Annotated in this window: 25 protein-coding genes; 13 read left to right on the top strand and 12 right to left on the bottom strand. The window is 34.3% G+C overall.

Annotated elements, in window-relative coordinates:
- Positions 1-42: 42 nt before the first annotated feature.
- From FJR47_RS05645 to FJR47_RS05610, 8 genes are all read left to right on the top strand, one after another.
- Entirely contained in the window at positions 43-825 is a 783-nt protein-coding gene (locus tag FJR47_RS05645) for a glycerophosphodiester phosphodiesterase (protein ID WP_152299473.1), read from the top strand.
- Positions 826-828: 3 nt separating this feature from the next.
- On the top strand, positions 829-1,101 hold the full coding sequence (locus FJR47_RS05640) for a DnaJ domain-containing protein (RefSeq protein ID WP_152299472.1): 273 nt from the start codon (positions 829-831) through the stop codon (positions 1,099-1,101).
- Positions 1,102-1,134: 33 nt separating this feature from the next.
- Positions 1,135-2,244 (top strand): alanine dehydrogenase, encoded by a 1,110-nt coding sequence (ald, locus tag FJR47_RS05635; protein WP_152299471.1) that lies wholly within the window; start codon positions 1,135-1,137, stop codon positions 2,242-2,244.
- 12 nt (positions 2,245-2,256) lie between these two features.
- Positions 2,257-2,871 carry a protein-L-isoaspartate O-methyltransferase gene (gene pcm, locus FJR47_RS05630; RefSeq protein WP_152299470.1) on the top strand — a complete coding sequence of 205 codons (615 nt, stop codon included), beginning with the start codon at positions 2,257-2,259 and terminating at the stop codon, positions 2,869-2,871.
- Between the two features lie 176 nt (positions 2,872-3,047).
- Positions 3,048-4,073: an AmmeMemoRadiSam system radical SAM enzyme gene (gene amrS, locus FJR47_RS05625; protein ID WP_152299469.1), complete on the top strand. Its 1,026-nt coding sequence runs from the start codon at positions 3,048-3,050 to the stop codon at positions 4,071-4,073.
- A gap of 35 nt (positions 4,074-4,108) precedes the next feature.
- Positions 4,109-5,407, top strand: a complete 1,299-nt coding sequence (locus FJR47_RS05620) for an NfeD family protein (RefSeq protein ID WP_241691007.1) — start codon at positions 4,109-4,111, stop codon at positions 5,405-5,407.
- Between the two features lie 3 nt (positions 5,408-5,410).
- On the top strand, positions 5,411-6,172 hold the full coding sequence (locus FJR47_RS05615; RefSeq protein ID WP_152299468.1) for a slipin family protein: 762 nt from the start codon (positions 5,411-5,413) through the stop codon (positions 6,170-6,172).
- Between the two features lie 13 nt (positions 6,173-6,185).
- Entirely contained in the window at positions 6,186-6,344 is a 159-nt protein-coding gene (locus tag FJR47_RS05610) for an Hsp20/alpha crystallin family protein (RefSeq protein WP_152300292.1), read from the top strand.
- Between the two features lie 67 nt (positions 6,345-6,411).
- On the opposite strand, the gene FJR47_RS05605 is transcribed toward FJR47_RS05610, so the two are convergent.
- The 9 genes from FJR47_RS05605 to FJR47_RS05565 all read right to left on the bottom strand — a co-directional run bounded on the left by FJR47_RS05605 (position 6,412) and on the right by FJR47_RS05565 (position 16,359).
- Positions 6,412-6,687 carry a CDGSH iron-sulfur domain-containing protein gene (locus FJR47_RS05605; RefSeq protein WP_152299467.1) on the bottom strand — a complete coding sequence of 92 codons (276 nt, stop codon included), beginning with the start codon at positions 6,685-6,687 and terminating at the stop codon, positions 6,412-6,414.
- A 72-nt stretch (positions 6,688-6,759) separates the two neighbouring features.
- The gene (locus tag FJR47_RS05600; RefSeq protein WP_152299466.1) at positions 6,760-6,972 is read right to left on the bottom strand and encodes a hypothetical protein; all 213 of its coding nucleotides are present in this window, start codon (positions 6,970-6,972) and stop codon (positions 6,760-6,762) included.
- 84 nt (positions 6,973-7,056) lie between these two features.
- Positions 7,057-8,277 (bottom strand): nitrous oxide reductase family maturation protein NosD, encoded by a 1,221-nt coding sequence (gene nosD / locus FJR47_RS05595; RefSeq protein ID WP_152299465.1) that lies wholly within the window; start codon positions 8,275-8,277, stop codon positions 7,057-7,059.
- A 170-nt stretch (positions 8,278-8,447) separates the two neighbouring features.
- Positions 8,448-8,666, bottom strand: coding sequence for a cold-shock protein (locus tag FJR47_RS05590; protein ID WP_152299464.1), 219 nt, complete (start codon positions 8,664-8,666; stop codon positions 8,448-8,450).
- Positions 8,667-9,100: 434 nt separating this feature from the next.
- Positions 9,101-9,493 carry a hypothetical protein gene (locus tag FJR47_RS05585; protein WP_152299463.1) on the bottom strand — a complete coding sequence of 131 codons (393 nt, stop codon included), beginning with the start codon at positions 9,491-9,493 and terminating at the stop codon, positions 9,101-9,103.
- 61 nt (positions 9,494-9,554) lie between these two features.
- Positions 9,555-10,079: an O-acetyl-ADP-ribose deacetylase gene (locus tag FJR47_RS05580; protein WP_152299462.1), complete on the bottom strand. Its 525-nt coding sequence runs from the start codon at positions 10,077-10,079 to the stop codon at positions 9,555-9,557.
- Between the two features lie 41 nt (positions 10,080-10,120).
- The gene (locus tag FJR47_RS05575) at positions 10,121-12,859 is read right to left on the bottom strand and encodes a TrlF family AAA-like ATPase (protein WP_152299461.1); all 2,739 of its coding nucleotides are present in this window, start codon (positions 12,857-12,859) and stop codon (positions 10,121-10,123) included.
- 25 nt (positions 12,860-12,884) lie between these two features.
- Positions 12,885-15,254 (bottom strand): AAA family ATPase, encoded by a 2,370-nt coding sequence (locus FJR47_RS05570; protein ID WP_152299460.1) that lies wholly within the window; start codon positions 15,252-15,254, stop codon positions 12,885-12,887.
- On the bottom strand, positions 15,241-16,359 hold the full coding sequence (locus FJR47_RS05565; RefSeq protein WP_152299459.1) for a metallophosphoesterase family protein: 1,119 nt from the start codon (positions 16,357-16,359) through the stop codon (positions 15,241-15,243). Before FJR47_RS05565 ends, FJR47_RS05570 begins: the two co-directional genes overlap by 14 nt.
- Before the next feature lie 127 nt (positions 16,360-16,486).
- Between FJR47_RS05565 and FJR47_RS05560 the strand changes: the two genes are divergently transcribed.
- The gene (locus tag FJR47_RS05560; RefSeq protein ID WP_188093702.1) at positions 16,487-17,398 is read left to right on the top strand and encodes a cation diffusion facilitator family transporter; all 912 of its coding nucleotides are present in this window, start codon (positions 16,487-16,489) and stop codon (positions 17,396-17,398) included.
- A 10-nt stretch (positions 17,399-17,408) separates the two neighbouring features.
- Here the strand turns inward: FJR47_RS05560 and FJR47_RS05555 are convergent, their stop codons facing one another.
- The 3 genes from FJR47_RS05555 to glmU all read right to left on the bottom strand — a co-directional run bounded on the left by FJR47_RS05555 (position 17,409) and on the right by glmU (position 20,040).
- Complete coding sequence (locus FJR47_RS05555; protein WP_152299457.1) at positions 17,409-17,645, bottom strand: thioredoxin family protein; 237 nt, start codon at positions 17,643-17,645, stop codon at positions 17,409-17,411.
- A 10-nt stretch (positions 17,646-17,655) separates the two neighbouring features.
- Positions 17,656-18,615, bottom strand: coding sequence for a permease (locus tag FJR47_RS05550; protein ID WP_152299456.1), 960 nt, complete (start codon positions 18,613-18,615; stop codon positions 17,656-17,658).
- Positions 18,616-18,738: 123 nt separating this feature from the next.
- Positions 18,739-20,040, bottom strand: coding sequence for a bifunctional UDP-N-acetylglucosamine diphosphorylase/glucosamine-1-phosphate N-acetyltransferase GlmU (glmU, locus tag FJR47_RS05545; protein ID WP_152299455.1), 1,302 nt, complete (start codon positions 20,038-20,040; stop codon positions 18,739-18,741).
- Between the two features lie 171 nt (positions 20,041-20,211).
- Here glmU and trmA point away from each other — a divergent pair, with 171 nt between their 5' ends.
- From trmA to FJR47_RS05525, 4 genes are all read left to right on the top strand, one after another.
- Positions 20,212-21,354 (top strand): tRNA (uridine(54)-C5)-methyltransferase TrmA, encoded by a 1,143-nt coding sequence (gene trmA / locus FJR47_RS05540; RefSeq protein ID WP_152299454.1) that lies wholly within the window; start codon positions 20,212-20,214, stop codon positions 21,352-21,354.
- Positions 21,351-22,757 (top strand): COG3400 family protein, encoded by a 1,407-nt coding sequence (locus tag FJR47_RS05535; RefSeq protein ID WP_152299453.1) that lies wholly within the window; start codon positions 21,351-21,353, stop codon positions 22,755-22,757. Before trmA ends, FJR47_RS05535 begins: the two co-directional genes overlap by 4 nt.
- Before the next feature lie 64 nt (positions 22,758-22,821).
- The gene (gene aroB / locus FJR47_RS05530) at positions 22,822-23,871 is read left to right on the top strand and encodes a 3-dehydroquinate synthase (RefSeq protein ID WP_152299452.1); all 1,050 of its coding nucleotides are present in this window, start codon (positions 22,822-22,824) and stop codon (positions 23,869-23,871) included.
- Entirely contained in the window at positions 23,871-25,520 is a 1,650-nt protein-coding gene (locus FJR47_RS05525; protein ID WP_152299451.1) for a mechanosensitive ion channel domain-containing protein, read from the top strand. Before aroB ends, FJR47_RS05525 begins: the two co-directional genes overlap by 1 nt.
- Positions 25,521-25,526 lie beyond the last annotated feature (6 nt).

Genomic DNA, 25,526 nt, shown 5'->3' with positions numbered 1-25,526 from the left:
CACAAAAGATGAGATTGGATAAAATAAATGATAGAATAGTGCATGAAATTTTTAGAACTAATGAAGAAAAAGGGTCTTGTCGCCGCTCACAGAGGTGCACGCTCTATCGCACCCGAAAACACTCTTTCGGCGTTAAAAAAGAGCATAGGAAAGTGTGATTTTATAGAGATAGATGTTCAGCTAAGCAAAGATAGGACAGTTATAGTTATGCATGATAATACGCTTCAAAGAACTACCAATATAGCCGAAATCGACTCTTTTAGAGATAAAAAACCCTACAGAGTTTGCGATTTTATGTTTGAAGAACTTTGCATGTTGGATTATGGAAGCTGGTTTTACAAATATAAAAATCATAAAGAGCCACTTTTGACTCTTAAGAGGGCATTAGAATTTATAAAAGAGAATAGTCTGTTTATAAATATTGAAATTAAAGATATGTCTAACTGTTTTGAGGATAGAATAGTTATAGAAACAATTGCAAAAGAGATAGAAGAGGCAGGAGTGCAGGAGCGTGTTTTGATCTCATCGTTTAGGCATGAATATTTAATAATAGTTAAAGAAAAGCTGCCAAATGTGCCCAGCGCAGCTTTGGTTGAGGGAAGAGATCCTGATAATCTTCTTGAGTATCTAAAGAGTTTGAAGGTAGATGCTTATCATATTGATAATGCCTTAGTAGATAAAACAAAAGTTAAAATGTTAAGAGAAACCGGTTTTTTTGTAGGTGTTTATACAGTAAATAATCCTCAGCTGGCAAAAGAGCTTTTTGAGATCGGTGTTAATTACATATTTAGTGATTGTTTAAATAAAAAATTAAAAGTGATATAGTTTATGAATTATGAAAAGTTTGAAAAAGCTCTTGAAGCTTTAGATATAGTGACGCGTATAACACAGGCTGAATTAAAAGAGAAGTATCTTAAATTATCAAAAATATATCATCCTGATATGCCACAGGGTGATGCAAAAAAGTTTAAAGAGATAAATGAAGCCTATAAGCTTATAAATAAGTATATGCAAAATTTTAGATTTGTTTTAGATGAAGAAGAGTTTTATAAGCAGTACCCTTTTTCAAGAAAATCAAAAGATTGGTTTTATGATTTTTAGACAATAAATTTATTACAATTAAGGAGTTAAGATATGATTATCGGAGTTCCAAAAGAGGTGAAAACCGATGAGTTTCGCGTTGGAATAACCCCTTCAAATATTGGCTTGTTGGTTGATGAGGGGCATAAAGTAGTTGTTCAAAGCAGTGCAGGAATCGGAAGCGGTTTTACTGATGAGGATTATATAAAAGCGGGTGCAAAAATAGCAATAAGCGCCAAAGAGCTTTATAAAGAAGCAACATTAATAGTAAAAGTAAAAGAGCCGCAATCCTCAGAGTACGGTTTTTTAAATGAGAAGCATACTCTCTTTTGTTATCTGCATCTTGCTCCTTTAAAAGAACTTACTCTTGTTTTAATGCAAAAGAGAGTTTGCGCGATTGCTTATGAGACGGTTACAATAGACAATGAACTTCCTCTTTTAAAACCAATGAGTAAAATAGCAGGCTTTATGGCGCCGATTGTCGGAGCCTATCATCTTAGCCGTTATAAAGGCGGTGAGGGTGTTTTAATAAGCGGTTCAGACGGGGTAGAGGCGGCAAAAGTTTTGGTAGTAGGCGCAGGTAATGCCGGATTTAACGCGGCTAAGATAGCTTTAGGAATGGGAGCGGATGTAACGGTTATCAATAGAACCTCACCAAAATTGGAGGAGTTAAAAAAGCAGCTTCCTTATGTAAAAACTCTTTTGTACTCTAAAAATGCTTTTTTAGAGGCTATAAAGAGTTCAGATATGGTTGTCGGTGCGGTACTCGTTCATGGCGGAGCGGCGACGCCGAAGCTTATTTCACTCGAGATATTAAAAGAGATGAAAGAGGGAGCCGTGCTTGTGGATATAGCGATAGACCAGGGAGGTATTTCCGAAGCTTCTCGCCCTACAACTCACACAAACCCCACCTTTATAGAAGAGGGAGTATTACACTACTGTGTGGCAAATATGCCAGGAGCCTATCCGAAAACATCTACCGTAGCGCTCTCAAATGCAACGATTTCTTATGTGAGAAAATTGGCAAAGGATGGAGTGATTAAGACTATTGAAAATGATGCATCATTGGCTTTGGGAGTCAATGTTTTTAATGGAGCTTTAACAAATCGCGCTGTTGCCGAGGCTCACAATCTAGAGTTTAAAGCTCTTGAATCACTTTTGTAAGGAGGGATAGTTATGTACTCAAACAATGAGATGGTTGATTATCTTATAAATGTTGGCGCGCTTCACTCAAGCAGAATTATAGAAGCTTTCAGACATGTCGACAGAGCGGATTTTGTAGCCGATAGAAGTGCTATGGACATTTATGAAGATTATCCTCTGGGCATCGGTAATGGACAAACAATCTCTCAGCCAAGAACTGTTGCTATGATGCTTGAGATGCTTTCGCCAAAAGAGGGAGATAAGATTTTAGATATAGGAAGCGGCTCAGGGTGGACAACTGCTCTACTAGCTTATGTTGTGGGAGAGGGCGGCTCTGTAACTGGAGTTGAGAGAGTGGGTGAGCTTGTAAAATTTGGAAGTTTTAACTTAAAGAAATATAAGTTTAAAAATGCTAAGATAGTTCAATCAGGAGATGAGCTTGGCATAGCGGGCGAGAAGTTTGATCGCATTTTAGTCTCTGCCGCTGCCGATGAACTTCCATATGAGCTTATCAAACAGCTAAAAGTCGGAGGAAAGCTTGTCATCCCGATTCAAAGTTCAGTTTTTGAAATTGTTAAAAAAGAGGGCGGGGAGTTTGATGCTAATGAGCACTACGGTTTTGCATTTGTTCCGCTGATTTATAAATAACCTATTAAGTTCTCGAAAGTGTCAAACTTTTCTAAAGAAACTAAAGTTTTGTGATCATAGCGGGTTTTTAGTGTAAGTGGCGGAATTGAGGTACCACTTGAGGGTCTATTTCCGACATCGTTATAAATAAGTGAAGGATGTCCTTCATTTTATGAAGTAAAATTAAGGATAGCAAGATGTCACAAACAGCATGGCTAAGTAAAAAGCTAGATAGCGGAAAGATATTGTGTCAGGCATGTGCGCATGCATGTAAGCTAGATGAAGGTGAGTATGGTATATGCGGTGTAAGAAAAGTTGAAGGTGGTGAGCTTAAACTTCTTGTTTATGGACTTGCCGCCGCGGTAAACATTGACCCCGTAGAGAAAAAGCCGATGTTTCATTTTCTGCCAAAGAGCAGAGCCTTCTCCGTGGGAACGGTGGGATGCAACTTCTCTTGTAAATTTTGTCAAAACTACGATATATCCCAATATCCAAAAGAACATGAACATAAGATTGTCGGGCGTGAACTTCCGCCTCAAAAGATAGTCGAATTAGCAGTTGAAAATAGATGCGAATCAATAGCATATACATATAATGAACCGATAGTTTTTTTTGAGTATACCTATGACACTGCAAAGCTTGCGCACGAAAAGGGTTTGAAAAACATCTATGTAACAAGTGGTTATGAGACGCGAAAAGCTATAGATTTGCTCGAGCCTTATATAGACGGGATGAATATTGATATCAAGAGTTTTTCCGACGAGTTCTATAAAGAGATCTGCGGCGCAAGACTAAAGCCTGTTCTTGAAGCTGTAAAGTATGCTCATGAAAAGGGAATCTGGATAGAGATAACAACTCTTCTTATTCCGGGCAAAAACGATTCAAATGAAGAGATAAGAAATATCGCAAAATTCATTGCAGAGCTTGATACTTCTATACCGTGGCATCTCTCGGCATTTCATCCTACTTACAAGATGCTTGATGTTCCTTGCACTCCTGAATCGACTCTTCTTCGTGCCTATAAAATAGGTCAAGAGGAGGGGCTAAAATATCTCTATGTCGGCAATGTCGATAATGAAGATTATGAATCAACATATTGCCCTAGTTGTAAGAAAAAAGTGATTGACAGAAGCGGCAATATTGGACAGTTTGTAACAAACGACCTTGATGAGGAGGGTAAATGCCCATATTGCGGTTATTTGCTTGAGGGAGTGTGGCACTAAAATCGAGCGTTATTTTAAACTATAAAGGCGGTTAAATGTTGATGCGTTTACTTTTTCTGTTGCTTTTAACACTTTTGCCACTTTTAGCAGATAGTTTTACTGTTGTGAAGCTAGAGATAAAAGGGGCTGTGGGACCTGCAAGCAGTGAATATTTCAAAGATGGTATGCTCTTTGCAAGGGATCGAGATGCTCAGATGATAATTCTTGAGTTAGATACTCCCGGCGGGCTCTCAACATCCATGAGAGAGATAATTCAGGGTATTACAAACAGTTCTATACCGGTTGTTACATATGTCTCTCCAAAAGGTGCAAGAGCAGCTAGTGCCGGTACATATCTTCTTTATGCTTCTCATATTGCAGCCATGTCTCCGGGAACAAATCTTGGTGCTGCTACTCCGATAAATTTAATGCCGGCACCAAAAATAGATGATTTAAACAGCAGTGCTATGTCTACTCTTGAAAAAAAAGCATTGAACGATGCTGTAGCATATATTAAAAGTTTAGCCCAATTGAGTGACCGCAATGTAACTTGGGCGTTATCTGCCGTGGAAGAGTCGAAAAGTATTTCTGCTACTGATGCTCTTAGATATGGTGTGATTGATTTGATAGCTCAAGACAGTGAAGAGTTGCTTGCTAAACTTGATGGCAGGAGTGTAGTTGTTTCGGGCAAAAGTATTACGCTTAAAACAAAAGATGCAGTGATATATAGTTTTGAGGCAAACTGGAAAATTAAATTTTTATCTATTGTTACTGATCCAAATATTGCTTATATACTTATACTGATAGCTATATATGGTATCTTTTTTGAATTGATGAATCCAGGTTCTATTTTTCCTGGAGTAGTTGGGCTTATCTGTGGTGTGATTGCACTTTATGCATTGAATATGATACCGTTTAATTATGCGGGGTTATTGCTTATACTTTTAGGCATCGCCTTTATGGTTGCAGAGGTTTTTATTGCAGGATTTGGTATTTTGGGTATTGGCGGTGTTATTGCTTTTGCTTTTGGCTCACTTCTCTTATTTGATGCTGATACTCTTGGGCAGAGTATTTCTATTCCGCTAATTATTGCTTTTACTTTTTCCAGTCTTCTCTTTTTTATTTTAGTTATGAAACTTTTTTTAAGCTCAAGATCGGCTAAAGTAGTTTCAGGCGCAGAGGAGATGATCGGTGCAGTTGCTAATGTTATTGATTCTAATGAGAAAGGATATTTGGTGCATTGTCATAGTGAGACATGGAGTGCTGTAAGTGAGAGTAAATTATCTGTGGGCCAAAATGTTCAAGTTATTGAACGATCAGGTCTTGTTTTAAAAGTTAAACCAATTAAGGAGTAGACAATGTTTTTTGATTTAAATATAACAGCGATATATATGGCATTTTTTGCAATTGCTTTTTTAGCTGCTGCTATTCGTATTTTACGAGAGTATCAGCGCGCAGTTGTTTTTACGCTTGGGCGTTTTACGGGGGTTAAGGGACCGGGACTTATTATATTAATTCCCTTTATTCAACAGATGGTAAGGGTTGACCTTCGTACAATTGTTCTTGATGTTCCTACTCAAGATGTTATCTCTCATGATAATGTATCTGTGCATGTAAATGCGGTTGTCTATTTTCGAGTGATAGATCCTGAAAAAGCCATTATTCAAGTAGAGAATTTTTATGATGCAACTAGTCAGCTTGCACAAACTACTCTTCGTTCTGTGCTAGGCGGACATGAACTTGATGAGATGCTTGCCGAGAGAGAGCGGTTGAATCGTGATATACAGGAGATTTTAGATAAACAGACTGATGCATGGGGTATTAAGATATCCAATGTTGAGATAAAGCATATTGACCTTGATGAGAGTATGGTTAGAGCTATTGCAAAACAGGCTGAAGCAGAACGCGAGCGCCGCGCAAAAGTTATCAATGCAAAAGGGGAGGTCGAAGCAAGTGAAAATCTTCTAGAGGCAGCACAAAAACTTAGCAAAAATGATTTGGGAATACAGCTGCGTTATCTTCAGACCATGAGCGATATCTCAAGCGACAAAACAAATACGATAGTTTTCCCGTTTCCGACTGATTTTAGTAAACTTTTTAATAGTAATATAAAAGAGTAATTAAGGAAACTAAATAAAAAGTAGTTATCTAAAATTTTTCAGAAGCTTTACTCTGCTGCACGATGGTGTTGATGCTGAAAATATCAATGCTAGCTGTGAAAATGGTGTATTGGAAGTTGTTGTTCCTAAGTTGAGAGAAAAAAGTGAAAAAAAAGAAAAAGATAGAAGTTAAATAATATAAAGAGTGTCCAAAAGTATGTGTCAATTTTGAACACTCTTACCCTCTCAAAGAGTGAGAGTCAGGATTGAATCTTTTTGCCGATATCTTCATTGGTATAAATACTGTGAGTACCATCACAAAAAGGGAAGTTTGCACTTGTCTTACACATGCAGATGTGGTACTGCTTCGTTTTTTCAACAGTTACTTTTTTGGGCATGCATTTTGTTCCTTTGTGACTTCCGTCACAAAAAATACCATCTTTACTTCTTCCACATGTGCAGATCATATATGTGACTCCAGCTTCAAGAGTTACACCTTCAGGTTTGTTGCGAAATACAATTGCATCTTTACACATAACATATCCTTTAATAAGTCTATACTATTATAGTAACGATTTTAAGAAAATGTCAAGTTTCTTACTAAAAAATTATACCGAAGAAGAGATGCTAAGCTGCAGTTTCTCTTTTTGATTTAGATCTTTATCGTCTATGTCGTATAAAGAGCAGAGCTCTTTTTTAGCATCTTCGTCGAGGGTATTTAAATCAATGACATAATCGACATAATCGTCTTCTTCAGCAATTTTCATATTGAAGTTTGTTATCTGCTCTTTTGTCGGATGTGCTTTAAGTATTTTGTACACGGTTGACCTCTTGTTTAAGTGATAATATTTAGAATGGAATTGTATTATTTTTTTTGAATTTTGCATCAAGAAAATAATAGATATTTAATGAGATATTTTAAATATTGGTTTTCTATCTTCTACTAACAAAACAGGCTGAACAAAAGGAGCAATTTTTAGTAAAAAGTCTAACATGGATAATGCTGCAGAGCCGTAAAAAAATCCTAACTTATGGTTTTTAAATGAAAGAGCGTCAAGATAAAGATGCTTTTTATATGGAGTGTCACCTATATTGTCTTTGTTTATGTCAAATCCTTCATAATCATCCCAGTAGTTTGATTCTATCTCATTTTGATTTGTTAAACCGATGCGGCTGTCGCTCATGATATTGTCCATATTTCCAAATAGCTCATTTCTTTTTATGACATTTTTTACACTATAGTTTTTAAAATTCAAACCTCTTGTGCTGAATATAATCTTGTTATCCAAAATCCAATTTTTTGTATCTCTAATTTTTGGGGAATTGTCAATATAGAGTGCTTGATTGCACTCAGCAACGATGTTTTTTTCTACATGTATATTTGACGCAGCTTTTAAAATTATGCCAAGGCTAGTTTGTGCTCCGTGATCTCCTTTTATGGAGTTGCTACTTATATTTATATCATTACTCGCTTCTAAAAAGATGCCTACAGCATTATTTTTGAGTATATTGTCTATAAGCGTAATATTTTTTGAGTACTGTGTAAATATAGCATATCTGCACTCTTGCATATAGTTTTTAGAAATATTATTATCATTTGAACGCATTAAAACAATATCTCTTGATTTTATAAACTTGTTGTTTTTTATAGTGTTGTTATGGCTAAACCAGAGTCTAAGAGCATCACCTCTAAAGCCTATTTTCTCACCGTTTGAGGAGACGGTATTGTTTTGTATGACGGAATTATTTACATTGTCCAAAAAGATACCATAAAGTGAGTTTTTTATTTTACAGTTATCAATATCTACATATTTTGCGTTGTTTATAAAAACGGCAGAGTCCATAATGTCCAATCTGCTTCCGCTGTTTGTTATATTTAGATTTTTGAGCTTTACATGTGAGCTTTTGATAGTTATGATATTTCCTCTGCCTTCTCCTTCTATAATAACGCCATCTTCTTTACCGACAATGTTTATAGGCTTTTTTATGGTTATATTGCCTTTATAAATTCCGGCAGAGAGTTTCAAAGTAGAGCCTGGAGGCGAGGAGTCGATAGCATCTTGAAGTATGTTTGCATATGTATTTATGACAAATATAAAAAAAATAAAAAAAGTTCTTCTGAGCATAAAAATCCTAAAAACAAAAGTAAATTTTAATTTTATATTATGCCATATATAAAAGGGTTTTGTTGGGAATTATAATATTTAAATAAAGTTGTATTATATTTTTTAGTAGAAAAATAGAGTGGAAATATATATAAAGTATGTGAGCGGATAAATCCACTCACGCGAAAAGATTACAGACCTGTAACGTTTTCTGCTTGAGGACCTTTTTCGCCTTCGCCTATTTCGAAAGTAACTTTTTGACCTTCGTTTAATGAAACACGACCATAGCCTGTGCTGTTGATTTGACGAAAGTGTACGAATACATCTTTACCGCCATTTTCTTGTTCGATAAATCCGAAACCTTTTTCACCATTGAACCATTTAACTGTACCGTTTACTAATGCTGCCATTGTAATACCTTTGTGTTTGAATACACCTCATTGCTGAAGTGGTCTAAAATCTAATATGAAGCTTTTCTTTTAGTAGCGGATTATACTGTTAACTAGGTCATCAATGTAAAGCAGACTAAAGATGTAACTCGAATCATCTTTTATTGAGGGAAGTATAACTGAATAAAAGGTAAATGTATATAGAAGAGGCAAATTCTTTTTAAAGTTGTCTTTTTTTGTGTTAACACTTTGTCTCTTTTGTGTTTTTTGCTATGAACTCTTTCGCAAGCTTGAACATATTTTTGTAGTTGTTAAATATTTCTCTTAACTGCTCCTCAAACCCCGCATGAGCAAGATATAAAGTGTTGTGATGTTTTATTCTCGTATAGTATCTTGTCGCTTGTAAGAAGATGTCTCTGCTTTCAACACATAAACCCGACTTCGGCGTTTATACTTCATTTCAGTTCAAAATGTGCAAAAGCACCCTCTACACTTAAGACATTTTTATAGCTGGTCTTTGTAATAGTCACTTTTTTTGTAGTTAAGTCACACACCGCGATACGAAAGTTTGAACCCATATACGGTTCAACAATGCAGATGATCTTATCATCGATCTGTCTTGTTGCATGGATAACACCTTTAAGAGTATGAAAAAAATATTTCGGATAGCTCAAAGGTGTGATCTCTACAACCTCCGCAACTATTTTTTTGCCAAGATTTTGTCTCATAAGATTGGCATCTTCATAGTTGTCAAACTGAACACACCAATCGTCAAACTCTTTATTGAAGCGTTTTAAACCTTCGTCCAAAAAACCGCCTGCCTCTGACTGTAGGGCAAATATGCTCATTTGTAGAATCCTGTAAGAATATTCATAATTATACTTGTTAGCCTCTTTGATATCCTTTATTTTACAACTCTTTGACGGCATCTGCAAAGATGTCGTAACTCTCTTTTGAAGAAAACACAAAGTTAACTTCCATGCTCTGATTAGTTTCCAAAAAAGATTTGACGCTCTTGTAGGCAACTTTAGCTGCCTCACCCTTTGGATAACCGTAGATGCCTGTAGAGATGGCAGGAAACGAGATACTGTGGCACTTTAGTTCAGAAGCTGCTTTTAGTGAGTTTATATAGCAGTTTGCCAGAAGCTCTTCGCAGCGGTTTTTACAAGATGAATAAACAGGACCTACAGTGTGAATCACATATTTTGCCCTCATATTTCCTGCAGTTGTCGCAACGGCTTCTCCGGTAGGCAGTCCATCAGGATGCAGAGAGGCTCTGAGCTTTTTACACTCGCTAAGTATCTGCTCTCCGCCCGCGCGGTGAATTGCACCGTCCACTCCGCCGCCGCCAAGAAGTGAACTGTTTGCCGCATTTACCACTGCACATACATCTTCTTGTGTTATATCCGCTATCTTCAGGTTTATGTTTTTCATTTTCATATCTTTTATGTATAGTGATTTAGTTAAGTTGATTTTTATTTTATATTATATTTTTGTTCTCTTTTTTTGAATGCAATTTCCCCACCCTCTAAAATATCACATACATGCTCTCTAATCCCTTGAGATTTTAACACTGAAATGCTTTCAGCGCGATTTTTGAAGGTGTTTTCTAATGCACCATTAACATAGTCAAATTTAATTGCACTTTCTCCCTGCCCATTTTGATTAGCAACAATAATATTTTCAGAATCTGTGGAAACAACTAGATTAGAATTATGTGAAACCATAATTATTTGTCTGTCAATTTTTTTATTTTTAATAAACTCAGTTAATGTGTCATAAACAGTTCTATTGTCAAGATTATCTTCTGGTTGGTCTATTAAGATAGGTATCTTTGAAGAACTTATTTCTAAGAATAATTGGAATAAAATGATGCCTTTTTTACCAGGTGACATGTGCTCCAATCTATCATTACCTTGTTTTAAATCATATGTAATTTTGAAATAATCATCAAATAAATAAGTAATCATTTCTTTTCTAATTTTATTTTTGTTAAAAGAAATACTTCCTTCAAACAACTTAATTAGAATAGTTTTGATCTTCCTAATATGGTCTGACGATTTATATATGAATTCATTTTTTACAGTATAAATTGTAGGGTCAAAAATTTTATCTAAGGACTGATTTTTAGCAATATAATATGAAAAATTTAAATAAAACTTTTCTGTGTCAAATTTTATTTCAGTAATTAACTCTAAATCTTTACCTATGAGTTTATAAGGCTCATTTAGTTCTATTATTTTTTTATAAGTATCAAAAAGTTCACTATATTTCGTTAAAAATAAATCTAAAACTAATGTTGATTTTTGAGATTCTATTTCTTTTTCTTTTTGTAAAATTTTATTTAATTTTTCTTGTTCATCAGCAAGTTTTTTTTGTGTATCTAAAAATTTCTTTTTATCATCAAATTTTTCATTAAATGGTTCCAAAGAGATAGTTAGTTGATTGATTTTTTCGTCTATTTCTGAGATAGTAGCAATTAAAGTTTCCGTAATAAGAGGGTTGTCTAATTTGAAACTTTCAATTGAAGAAATTAAATTTTTAGACAAATTAGTTTTAATTTCTTCAAGTATGCTTTTATTTTCTTCAATTGCCATAACATTTGAAAACTCTTCATCTATAAAAGTAATAACTTTTGAATCTAACATATGAAAAACTTTTTTAATACTTTCTAATAGTATTACTTCATTGTTTTTTATAGTTTTTTCTTTATTGTTTTCTGCAATAGAATCTTGTATTTTTTTAATATTTTCTTCATCTTCTGGGGTTAAAGTAGATTTTGATTTTAATGCAACTAACTCTTGATTATATTTTATAATACTAGCTTCTATAGCTTTTTTATCTCCTAGAAGTGTTAATTCACCTTGTAGTCTATATAACTCTTTTTCATTATCAAAATATTTATCTATTTCATTATTTAAAGATTGCTTATGTTCTAATATTTTTGATGTTAAATTATGTAATGAGCTTGTGTAGTCCGCTTGTCTATGTAGTAGTTCATCAATTGTTTGTTTAAAAGTAATATTTTTTTCTTTATCTTCTGCTATGTTATTTAAGTGCATTTGAGGAATGTAATCAATATATCTTTTATTATCACTACTTAGAAGTTTAGATATTTGCCCATCTTCCCATTCTACTTCACAATCAATACCGTCAAGATTATCATATTCTACAAAGTTTTTATACCCTTTAATTTCTTTATATTTTTCGATTGGTAAGACTGTTTTTGCCAATAAATATAGCAATAAAGATTTTCCAGAAGATTTACCACCTATTATTGAATTTAAATTATTGCTAAATCCTATTTTTTCATTTGTAAATGTGTCTGTGGTATCAATTATTTTTATACTTTTTATTACCTCATAATCTGTTTTGATTTCAGGTTTTTCTTCTTGGATTCTTACTCTTTCAGGTTCATAAATAATTTGTTTGAGTCCTTCAAATGTTGGTTCGGCTTTTATCCATACAAATTTTTGACCAAGATAAAACCTTCCATCAGCGGCATTCTCAATTTTAATTCTACGACAATCAGAAGCAATGATATATGTCATATCTCTTTTATATAATGGGACATTGCCCTTTGATAAATGGTCTAAAAATGTACCATTATTAAAACTGTCAATAGCTTTTGATAATTGACAAATACTTACATTTTTATTATTCCATTCATCAACTCTTCTTGTTCCATCAATTGTTTTTTTATCTAAAACACCACTTTTACTATCTGCATGTGCAAATATAAAAATTGAATCTAGTTTTGAAGAGTTCACCTTGTTTTTTATTTCTGAAATACTTAAATCAGAAATAGGAACTCCAGAACTTGGACAAAGATCTGTTCCAGGATTGAAACAAGCTTTTACAATCTCATGTATCTTAGATAAATCCGTTTTTTCTTTAAATAATACTAATAAATGGATACCACTCCCATCTTTTGCAGTTATTTCAAACCCTGGTAAAATAGTAATTCCATTATCAGATGCTTCTTTTTGAATGTAAGGAATTAGTAAATTATCTATTGAAGAACAAAAATTATGGTCAGTTATGGCAATAACAGATAAAGCTTGTGCTTTAGCAAAATCAATATACTCTTTAGCAAATATTTTTTTATTTTCTACAGTATCTAAATTTGGTTTGTTAATCCATTCATGGTCTAAAGGAGTATGACAATGTAAATCCCATTTTCTCCATTCTGAACCTCTATTAAAAGCACTCATTTTTTTCTCCAAATTTTAATTTTATTTACAACTCCACAACCCGCTCAAACATCTCTTTTATCTCCATCTCGTGGCTTATAAGAAATATCTGTCTGTACTGCTCTTTGATGGTGTGGAAAGCTTCTAGTATCTCCATGCGTCTTGTTTCGTCCTGACTTCCGAACACTTCGTCAAATGCCAAGAAACCTATTGAGCTTGCTCCGCTGAGTTCGGTTAAGGTTTTTGAGATTGCTATGCGAAGCACTAGATTTGCGAGGTCTATCTCTCCGCCGCTAAAACGCTCTATTGGGTACTTTTTGCCCTCGTCGTAGATGAAAAAATCGAAGTCGTTGCTGACTTCTATGTGCTGGTATTTTCCTTTTGTGATACGAGCGTACATCTCTGAGGCGATCTCCGAGATGCGGGGTGCTATCTTTGCATTTAGGCGTGTCTTAAACTCCGTAAGACTCATCTTTATTTTCTCATAGTCAAGCAGATCATCTTTTTTGCTCTGAACTTTTTTCTTTTGCGCCTCATTGTTCTCAAGCGAGGCTTCTATGTTTTTTATCTCGCCCTCGATCTTTGCAACTTTTACTTTTATCTCCATCAGAAGTGCTGCTTTTGCATCTATGGCTTTGAACAGTTCGTTATGCTCCGCAAGCTTTGCTTTGTGTTTCTCTTCGTCGTAGATGACAAGGTTAAACTCCGCCTCTTTTTTCTTGTACTGTTCTCTTAGATCTTCGATTCTTTTGCTTACAAGTGCGAGGTCAGCTTTTACTACGGGAAGTCTCTTTAATTCTGTCTCATTGCTAATGTATAGTTTGTATTTTGGTTCAAGAGATGCGAAGTCGCTTCTTATCTTCTCGTGCGCTTTCTCATCGTAACTGTAGGCTTCAAGCTCTTTGAGTTCCTGCTTGTTTTTAAGCCCTTTTTGCTCTACAAGGGCAAAGTGTTCTTGTGCGGCTTTTAGGTCTTTTAATTTGCTATCTATGATCTTAATACTGCTTACAATCTCCGAAAACTCTTTCTCTTTTTGCTTCTTCTCGGCTTCAAATGCGCTCTTTTGAGTCTCTACCTCAGTAAGCTGCTTCTTATACTCATCAATCTTCTTTTGGTGTGTCTCGTTGACCGCGTGGACAAGCGAGTTTACAACATTGTCATACTCCTCTAAAAGCGGTCTTGTGCATGTCGGACAAGCTCCTTCGTTTCCTAGCTCTTTTAGCTTGGCTATCTTGGCGTTCGTGATATCTATCTGCTTTTGTTCAGAGGCTATTTCAGCTTTTAGCTCGTTTTCGATCGTCTGCTTTGTCTTTACGCTCTCTTGCAAAACTGCGATGTTTATCTCCAGATTTTTTGCGTTTAAGACAAACTCGTCATAACCCTCGCAGGCCTTCTCAAGTGCGCCAATGTCTGATCTGCTCTTTGTGTACTGCTCTCTTAGTTGAACCTGCTCCTTTTGCAGCCCCTCTTTTTTGAGGAAGAACTCTCTGAGCTTCTCCTGCTCCTTTAACTGCTGCTGCAGGCTAAGATACTCTTTTGCCGCAGGTTTTAAGGATTCGAGCTTCTCTTGCTTATCTTCAAGTTCATGAAACTCAGCGTTAAGTTTTACCTGGTTTAATATCTCGCTGTTTTTGGAGTTTTTCGTCAGTTCCAGTTGTGAGGCAAGCTTCTGTTTCTTCTCTTTTGTCTCTGCAAATATAGTGAGCTCTTTTTTTATCTCTTTCTCTTTAGTTTTTAGTGCGTCAAGCTCTTTTGTCTTGCTCTTCTCATCTTTTGCAAGAGCCTCTTTTGAAGCGATATTTTCCTTTATCTGCCCCTCTTTTTGCTTTATCTCCGCTTCGCCCAAAAGCACCTCTTTAAATGCTTCTATCTCGCGTTTTAGCTCTCTGCTTTTCTCAACCAGCTCTCTTTCGACAAAGTCTATCTTCTCCAGCCCAAGAAGTTTTCTTATCATCTTTTTTCTGTCTTCGTTTTTAAGCGCACTCAGGCTTGTAAGCTCTTTTTGGGAGGCAAAAAGAGTGTTCACAAAAGCATCTTTGCTCATCTTTGTAAGTGAGGTTATGGAGCTTGTCACCTCTTTGGCACCGCTTGTTATAAGCTCCTCGTTCTTGTAGAGTTTTGCGTTTGCGCTCATCGCTTTTCCGCGAAATTCGCGAACTACTCTGTAGATTGCCGCATCAAACTCAAACTCAAGTTCGACAACCACCGCATCCTTTGCGTCTGCATTTGAGTTTTTGATAATATCTTTATACCCTTTGTTCCTCAGCTCGCCGTAAAGTGCAAAAAATATCGCCTCGAAAATGGTAGATTTCCCACTTCCGTTTTTGCCGATGATGCCGATAAGCCCCTCGCCAAACTCTATTGTCTTGGCGCTGTATTTTTTAAAGTTTTTAAGTCGGAGTCTAGATAGTATCATCACAAACCTCCTCATAGTGTGCAAAGAGCTCTTGGACTTTGAGTTTGAGTCTCTCAAACTCCTCTCCTTTTGCTTCCTCTTTTATGTGTTGTAAAAAAAACTCCTCAAGGGATACGGCTTCGGCTTCCATCATCTCTGTTTGTCTCTGTGTCTGCTTGAACTCTCGCTTTACCGAGACGCTCATAGCGTCCGCAAAAAGCTTTTTTATCTCTGAGTTTTGTATGTCGATGGATTGTAAAGTAGTGATATTTTTTAATATGACTTCCACTATAGCCTCTTTAATGTCGCTTTTATCGAGTTTTGAGACTGAACTCTCAAAATCCTCGCAATCTATCTCTTTTGTGAGAATAGGGCGGATATTTATCTCTTTGTACTCGACCTGCAGTTCGTCGTATAGATTTATCTCTGCAAAGCCTTTTGAGTTTCGTTTGTCATTTAGGCTCGTTCTCTCTGTCGAGCCGCTGTAGTAGACATTTTCATGCTTGCCGACCTTTCCAAAACCGTGCCAATGCCCGAGTGCAACATAGTCCATCATCTTAAAGATATACTCTTTATCACTCGGATAGACCCACTCGCCAAACTCGTTCATAAGATAAAAAGCACCCACGGAACAGTGCATCATCATAATATTTTTCTTGCTTTTGTCTATGCTTTCTTCGCAGAGTTCTATCTGTGAGAGCGCTTTTGTTTCGTCGTTCATGTGGGGCAGGGCGTGAAATATTATGTGCTCAAACTCTATCTTTTTATACTCTTGATTATATGCCGCATATATATTTTTAAAGTTGTCAAATATCTTTAGTATAGGCGAACTTAGGTTTGTTCTGGGTGTTGAGTGGTTTCCCGCTATGAGGATAAAAGGGATATCAAGAGAGTCTATGATTTTGAACTGTTCAAGTGCAAAAGTGATAGCGCGGTTTGAGGGGCTTGAGCGGTGAAACAGATCGCCTGTGTGGATAATATAATCTGGTTTTATCTCTTTTATCTGTTCTACGACCTGAGCAAAAGCGTCGTAAAAATCGGCTTCCCTCTGGTTGATGTTCTCGTCGTTTAAAACTTCAAGGTCGTTAAAGCCCAAGTGAGTGTCGCTAAAGTGAACTATTTTCAAAGAATCTCCCCTTTATAATTGCAATTGGTATAAATATTTTATCTAAAAATATTTTCATTGCCTAATAATATTTATAGTGTGAATTTTATTGTAAAATAAACACAAAAGTTAAAAAAAAAGGTTTATGATGAGATATTCAGATTTAAAATCTAAAAAAATTATGTTTGTTGCTATGTTAAATATAATCATAGTTGTTTTGGAATTTATATTTGGTTTTATCTCAAATTCACTTGCATTGATTACGGATGCAGTTCATAATCTTGGTGATGTTTTGGCTCTTTTTGTAGCGCTCATAGCATCTTATTATGCACTTAAATCTGCTACTTCAAAGATGACATTCGGATATATTCGCTTCGAAATGATGGCAGCATTTGTAAATTCACTTTTTTTATGTATTACTATGATTTATGTTTTATATGAGGCTGCTATAAGATTTATGAATCCGGTGCTTATAGATGCAAAGAGTGTGATAGTTGTCGCGTCTGTAGCTTTGGTTGTAAATAGTATCAGTGCTTATCTTCTTAGAGACAATCCTGATTTGCACTCTCACGAACACCATCATGAAGATTTAAATGTAAAAGCTGCATATCTGCATATGTTTGGAGATGCAGTAATCTCTCTTGGAGTAGTTTTAGGAGCCGTTATGACGCTTTATTTTCAAGTTCTTTATATTGATCCTCTTTTGACTTTTGTTTTTGGCACATATATATTAATAAGCAGTTTTAAAGTTTTAAAAAAAAGTTTTTTGAGTTTAATAGATGCAAATATAAATGGAACAAAAGAGTATGAAGAACTTCTTTTGTCTTTTGAAGAAATATGTGCCGTGCATGATATCCATTTAACTCTGCCATCATCAAAAGATAAATATTTTTCTGCTCATATAGTACTCAAATCGAGTAAATCTCTTGAAGAGATTGAGCATCTAATTGAAAACATCCGCTTCAGTCTTAAAGAGAATTTCGGGGTTACACATGTGATTATTCAGCCTGAAACAACGAAATATATGCAGACAAACGATTGTTATTGCATAAGTCATTAAGAGTGTTTTTTTAAGACTCCTTAAGTATCTTTACAATCTCATCAACACTTAAAACTTTTCCGCTGCTTTTTACAACATTGTCAACAACAAGAGCAGGTGTGCTTATAACATTATAATTCATTATTTTTACAATATCTTCAACTTTCTCTACACTGTGAAACCCGCCGATTTTTGCTACAGCCTGCTTTGCAGCTTCCTCAAGTGTTTTACATTTTGCACACCCTGTGCCCAGTATCTCAATTTTCATTTTTTCTCCTTTATTGTAAAATTGCATTAAATAAATAACCTACTAAAAGTATCTCAAATCCAACAATGGCAAAAAATATCGCTATTAGTTTTGTTGATAAAACTCTTTTTAGTATCATGGCTTCCGGAAGGCTTAGAGCAACAACTGCCATCATAAAACTAAGAGCTGTCCCAAGCAGCATCCCTTTTGATGTCAAGACCTCTACTAAAGGCAATATTCCCGCGGCATTTGAGTACATCGGTATTCCCATTACAACACTTACTATAGGTGCATACCAGATGTCTCCGCCGGCATATAATGCTATAAAATCAGCAGGAATATAACCATGGATAAATGCTCCGATTCCAACACCGATGATCACATAGAGATAGATTTTTTTAAAAATATCTCTCGAGTATTCCCAAGATTCTCTAAGTCTGTGCCTAAATTTTGTCTCATCCTCTTTATAGTTCATTTCATCAATAGGTTTTACTTCTATAAGCACCTCTTTCTCCAAACCCATTGAACCGATAATTATTCCCGCAATAATAGCTACAAACAAACCAATGCCAATGTAGAGCAGTGCGATTTTCCATCCAAAGAGAGATAGAAGCATAGCAATAACGACTGCATCGCTAAGAGGTGCTGAAATAAGATAACTAAATGTTACGCCAAGAGGAATTCTAGCTTGTAAAAATCCTAAAAACAGAGGTATTGCACTGCATGAACAAAAAGGGGTGATTACGCCAAATATTGCTGCTAAAACATGCCCTGTTATCTTATTTTTACCGCTTATATAAGCTCTTGCTTTTTCTATGGGAAAATAACTTCTAAGAAGTGTTACGATGTAAATAATTGAGATTAAAAGTATAAAAATTTTAAGAGTGTCATAGATAAAAAAGCTTAAAGCTTCACTGATGGGACTATGTTTTTCTAAGTTTAAAATATTAAAGACTATAATGTAACTAAAATTTTCGAGCCACTCAAACATCTTTTCTCGCTTAAAGTATTAAATTTTTTATAAAAGAGAATAATAGCTAAATACTATTAATATATCAAGATATATTGATATATTAATAAAAATCTTTTTATATTGCAGCTCTAAGAAGAACTGCTATTTTTTGAAAAATTTATAGTAAAAATTTTTTATTTTTCTTAATTTTACATTGTTTACGGCAAGCTCTCCGCTTTGAATTGTTCCGCTTCTAACGGTTGTGCCTGCTGCAACCATAACATTGTCTTGCAGTGTAATGGGTGCGATAAGCTGGCTGTCGCTTCCGACAAACACATTTTTGCCAATAGTTGTTTTATACTTGTTGATTCCGTCGTAGTTACATGTGATAACTCCAGCACCGATGTTTGTGCCTTCATCAATGGTTGCATCTCCGAGGTAGCTTAAATGCCCGGCTTTAACACCCTTGAGCGTGCTTTTCTTAACTTCTACAAAGTTTCCGATGTGGGTATCTTCTATGTTTGAAGCAGGGCGCAGATGTGCCAGCGGTCCGACATCCGAATCTTTTACAATGCTCTCTTCTATAATGCTGTGTGCTTTTATGTGAGAGTTGATTATTTTAGACGACCCTGTAATACGGCATCCGTTTTCGACAATGCACTCGCCCTCAAATATTACTCCCTCTTCGACATAAATAGTTGATGGAAGCTGCATAGTTATGCCTGAGTTCATCCATTTTGTTTTAATTCTCTCTTGCATAATTACTTCAGCTTCTGATAAATCTTTTTTGGAATTTACACCCTTAAAGTGCTCCTCATCAACCAACAGAGGAGTTATTTTGTGGGCATCTGCTCTTGCCATGGAGATAACATCTGTGAGATAGTATTCGCCTTGCGCATTATCATTTGTAAGAAGGGGGATATATTTATCTAACATCTCTTTGGAAAATGCATAAACTCCGGCATTTACCGTTGTTACATGAAGTTCTGTTTCTGAAGCGTCCTTTTGTTCTACTATCTTTTTGACCTGTCCGTTTTCTATAATAACGCGGCCATATCCGTCGGGATTTTGCATATTGAAAATGGACATAATGATATCAGAACTGCTCTTTAAAAACCCCTCTAAAGACTCTTTTGTGATAAGCGGCATATCTCCGTTTAAAACAAGCACTTTCTCATTTTTAATATGCACATTCTTCATGGCTCCGCCGGTTCCGGGAAAATTATCGCTGTCTTGAATAACAAAATTGATATCATGAAAACAGGAGCTCATTTTATCTATGACAGTCTCTTTTTGGTGTGATACCACAACTGTGATGTCATCACTGATTTCACGCGATGCTTTTATGATATGATAAAGCATCTCTTTTCCGCAGATTGTATGTAAAACTTTGGCTTTGTTAGATTTCATACGACTGCCTTTTCCGGCAGCTAAAATTACTATACTTACTCTATTTATATTCATTTTTACTCTTTTGCTTAATTCATAAAATTATACCTTTTAGCTCTTATAATTGAAATTAAATTTGCAAACTATATTCTTAGTATAGAGGTAAATATTTTTTGTGGTATTATAATAGATTTAATAATTTGATAATTTTATAGCTTCAATAAAATAAATAATAAAGTGGATAATGTGAATTGTAAATATTTTGGAGAGTGTGGTGCATGTAGAGTCTATGAGGGTGGATATGAACATCAGTTGGCTTTAAAAGTAGAAGTAAATAAAGAGAGATTCAAACTTTTTTACAGCGGCAGTATATCTATTTTTAAATCACCGCAGAAAAACTATCGTTCAAGAAGTGAGTTTAAAATTTGGCATATTGAAGATCAAATTCATTATGCAATGAATCATATAGATAAAAAAAGCATAGTTTTGATAGATGAGTGTCCGCAAGTCACTCAGCCTATATTTGATCTTATGCCAAAGCTTCTAAAAGCCATAAAAGAGAACAATATAGATTTTAAGTTATTTGGTGCTGATTTTTTAAGTTCAAACAACGGTGAGACTGTTGTCTCACTGCTTTATCACCGAAAATTAGATCTTGCATGGAAAGAGACTGCCTCTAAAATCGCCTCTGAACTCGGTATCTATATTATAGGGCGAAGCAGAAAGCAAAAGGTTACAATAGGAGAGGATTATGTTACAGAAATTCTAAATATTAACGGAGAAGAATTTCGATTTAAATATATAGAAAATAGTTTTACGCAGCCAAACTCCAAAGTAAATGAAGAGATGATTGCATGGGCTTTAAAAAATTTGTCTCATAAAGATACAGACTTGCTTGAGCTATACTGCGGTGCGGGAAATTTTACTATACCTTTTGCTAAAAATTTTAGAAAAGTTTTGGCTACAGAGATATCAAAATCTTCTATTAATGCGGCAAAAGCAAATATGGATTTAAACAGTGTAAAAAATATTGAGTTTGTGAGAATGGGCGTTGAAGAGTTTACTCAGGCTCTTGATGGAGTGCGAGAGTTTAATAGAATGAAAGATATAGATATAAATTCATATAACATCAATACGATATTTGTTGATCCGCCAAGAAGCGGAATGGATAATGCCACATGTGAGTTTGTCTCTCGATATGAGACTATACTTTATATATCTTGTAATCCGGAAACTTTAGTAAGAGATTTGGAAATTTTATGCAAAACACACAGAGTTGATGATTTAGCTCTTTTTGATCAATTTCCATATACGCATCATGCTGAAATGGGTGTTAAATTAACTAGAAAAAAAGAGTATCAAGAAAAAAATATAAAAGATGAGATATGAAAAAGATATTGATTATAAGCGACGGTGAAACTGCTAAACATTTTGTAAACAGGGTTATGGATACATACACGAGTGAAAATATATATTATGTTATCGAGACGAAGGCCAAAGAGTATAAAAATGTAAATGCATCTCGCTTTAAATTTTATGAGTTTGATCCGACTAGTCTTTATAAACTTGCAAATATACTTAAAATGGAGTTTGCCCAAGCTATTGTAGTTATGGATAATCAAGCCGATGTAGAACATACGATAAAAAATATAAGAACTATAAAAAAACATCTTCGTATTATAGTTTTAAACAAATGGGATTTAAAAAACAAAGATTCAAATGTTGTTTTAATCAACTCGAATGAAATTTTGTCTTCAAGATTAATTGATTATTTGCCAAATGTTCCTGTAATAGCACAAAATGTAGGACTAGGCGAAGGTGAGATAATGGAAGTTTTAGTTCCTTTTGGAAGCTCTTTTATCTATAAACATATAGGTGTAATTGAACAAAAAGATTGGCGTATAGTTGCAATATATAGAAACAGAAAACTTATTATGCCAAATCGACGCAGAATGATTCAACCAAATGATCTTCTGCTTTTAGTAGGAGAACCTGCCGTATTAAAATCTGTTCATAAGGCAATTAAAAGAGAACTTGGTCAGTTCCCTGAACCTTTTGGCTCAAATCTTTATATCTATCTTGATATGAATTTATTACATCTTGATAAAGTGAAAAACTTTATTGAGAGGGCAGTGTTTGCACATAAAAAGTTTGGGCATACTTTAGTGATAAGAGTAGTTAATCCTAATGACATTGATGTTCTTTGGAAAATTAAAGAGTATAGAAGTGAAAATGTTATTATCGATATAAATTACGATAGTCAAGATTTAAAAAAACTTTTTTTTGATGATATAAAAACTTATCATGCAGGTTTGGTTATTGTTCCAAATGAGATGTTTGATGATTATGAGATGCGAACAATCTTATATGAAGCGCATGTTCCTGTCCTTAAAATAGCAGACAAAGAGTTCTTTTCCATAAAAGATGCTTCTATTATTTTGGGTGATAATCGTGATTTGGAGAAAATTTCATCAACGATATTTGATATTTCTGAACAGATGAGTATTAATATAGAACTTTATAACTATATAAATGAGCATCAAGAGACAAAAGAGCAGGTAATTGAGCACTATTATAATCTTTCTACAATTTTTTCAAAAAATATTAAAGTGATTAAAGAGAATGCAAATCCGATAAAAAAACTAAAACAAAAAGATGACTTTGTTCAAATTATACCATTTACGAAAAAATTAACACTTAGAAAAATTTACTCAATTTTATCTACCGACAGTGAAAGACTTTATCACAAATTGGATGATCATCATCAAATATTTATACCGGTGCAAATTTAAAATCAGTGATTTTTTATCATTTTTTAAGTATTATATATTTACTTAATTAAATTTTGGACCGATAATGCAAGTACACATTCCTTTAAAAAAAGTTGTTGATAACTCTTATGATATTACAATTGACACACTCCCAAAGATGAACTTTGACACAAAAGTAGCAGTAGTTACCAATCAAACAGTTTCTAAACTGCATTTAGATTATCTTTTGTCAAAAATCAGTGCAAAAGAGTTACATGTTATAACATTACAAGATGGTGAAGAGTATAAAAATCAGGTAAGCATAGATGCAATACTGGAATCTCTTTTTGAAAATCGTTTTAATCGTAAATCAATGTTGATAGCATTTGGCGGAGGTGTTATCGGCGATATGACAGGATATGCTGCAAGTATATTTCAAAGGGGGATTGATTTTATTCAAATACCTACTACGCTTCTTTCTCAAGTTGATGCAAGTGTAGGCGGAAAAACAGGGATGAATAACAAGTATGGAAAAAATCTTGTCGGCGCATTTCATCAGCCTAAAGCTGTTTATATTGATCCCTATTTTTTAACTACTCTTCCACAAAGAGAGTTTAGTGCCGGAGTTGCAGAGATAGTAAAAATGGCAGTAACTTTTAACAAAGAGTTTTTTACATTTTTAGAGAGTGCTGATTTAAATAATCCCAAAGTTTTACAAGAGGTTATTAAGCAGGCGGTGCAAACTAAGGCTTCTGTTGTGGCAGAGGATGAAAAGGAAAAAGGTATTAGAGCTGCTCTTAACTATGGTCATACATTTGGACATGTGATAGAGAATGAAACACAATATAAAAAATTTTTACACGGTGAAGCAGTTGCAATCGGTATGGTAATGGCAAATGAGATGGCTGTAAAAATGAATCTTATGAGTGAAAAAGAGGCATTGCGAGTTAAATCTCTTTTAGAAAAATACAATCTGCCTGTATCTTATGTAATTGAAGATGTTAGAAAATTTTATGAAACTTTCTTTTTGGATAAAAAAAGTTCAGATTCTGCTATAACTTTTGTTCTTCCTCTTGGTATTGGTGATTTTGTTATAACAGACAAAATAGATAACGGAACAATTATGTGTGTTTTAAATAAATTTGGAAAAAATTGATGAAAAAAATATTTTTTTATTTTTTACTTGCATCATCCATATTATTTTCTGATAGCATTAAAAATGATATCAATGTCACTAAGTTTGAGATGGATAAAATAAAACTTGCTGAAGAAGATTTAAGAAAAGAAAAAATTGCAAATTATATTTTAGAACTAAAAGAGATAGAGAAAAAAATATCAAAAAAAGATAGTGTTTGGATAAAAAGTTATGCTTCTTATCTTACATCTTTGGATGTCAGAGAGAGTTTAGAGAAGATAAAAGAGAGAATTGAAGCTCTTCAAAAGAAAAGAAAAAAGAGTTTAAGCGAGATAGATGAATTAAGCGCATTGATTTCAAGAGAAAAAATTTTAACATCACAAATAGAGAAGTTGAAAAAAAAAGACAGTTATCCTTTTTCAGATCTTTTAACTCCGCCAAATATAGAAGAGATTCCATCTATAAATAATCCTTTTGATATATTTGCAGGAATCTCTCGTATTAAAACTCTTGATAAAGATTTTAATGATTATGTTTTAAGAAAAAAGGAGTTAAAAGAGCTGATCTCATTGTTAAGATCAGAGTATAGAATATACACTCAGATAGTGGCCATAGACGAAGAGAACAACTACAAAGAATCAGCAGAATTTAAAAGTAAGCAGCTAGAGAGATTTGAATCGGCTCTTGATACAATGAATGTAACGGCAGATGTTTACCAAAAGAGACTCGATATAGTTGAAGCAAGTATAAACAAAGATGTTGAATCACAAGTATTTAAACTTGCTAAAATCGGTGTAATTATTTTGGTAGTACTGATTTTTTTCTTTTTACTTAAGCTTTTTGTTAAAAAATATATAACAGACAATGAAAGATTTTATATGGCAAACAAGATTATCACTTTTGGTAATTTTACGCTTATTATATTAATTCTTTTTTTTAATTATATAGAAAATGTCAGTTATTTAGTCACAATTTTAGGATTTGCATCTGCTGGTATTGCGATTGCAATGAAAGATTGGTTTATGAGTATACTCGGCTGGCTTGTAATAGTTTTTGGCGGAAGTATACATGTAGGGGATAGAATCCGTGTAGATATGGATGGAATGAAATATGTTGGCGATGTTATGGATATATCTCTTCTTCGTATGACTATTTTAGAAGATGTTACTCTAACAACAGTTATTGACAACAGAAGAGCAGGGAGAATAATTTTTATACCAAATAATTATGTTTTTACAAGAATGATAGCAAACTATACGCATAGTACATTAAAAACTGTATGGGATGGTGTTAAAATTACAATAACATTTGACTCAAACCATAAAAAAGCTATACATTTGGCAAAAGAGATAACTAAAAAGTTTTCCAAAGGGTATACTGATATTACAAGAAAACAGTTAAATAAACTTAGAAACCAGTATAGTTTGAAAAACACCAATGTTGAGCCGAGAATATTTTCATTTATTGAACCAAATGGCATAACAATTGATGCTTGGTATTTGACAAATGCATATGCAACGCTTACTCTAAGAAGTGTCATCTCGAGCGAAATAGTAGATGCTTTTAATGCCGAAGATGATATTACTATTGCATATCCGACTCAAATGTTGCATTTGGAGAAACCGGCTAAAAAAACTCCGCCATTTAAAATTGATGAGAAAACAGTATGATAAAAC

It is taken from the genome of Sulfurimonas xiamenensis (assembly GCF_009258045.1).
Taxonomy (GTDB): Bacteria; Campylobacterota; Campylobacteria; order Campylobacterales; family Sulfurimonadaceae; genus Sulfurimonas; species Sulfurimonas xiamenensis.
This window is presented reverse-complemented; position numbering and strand designations above follow the sequence as displayed.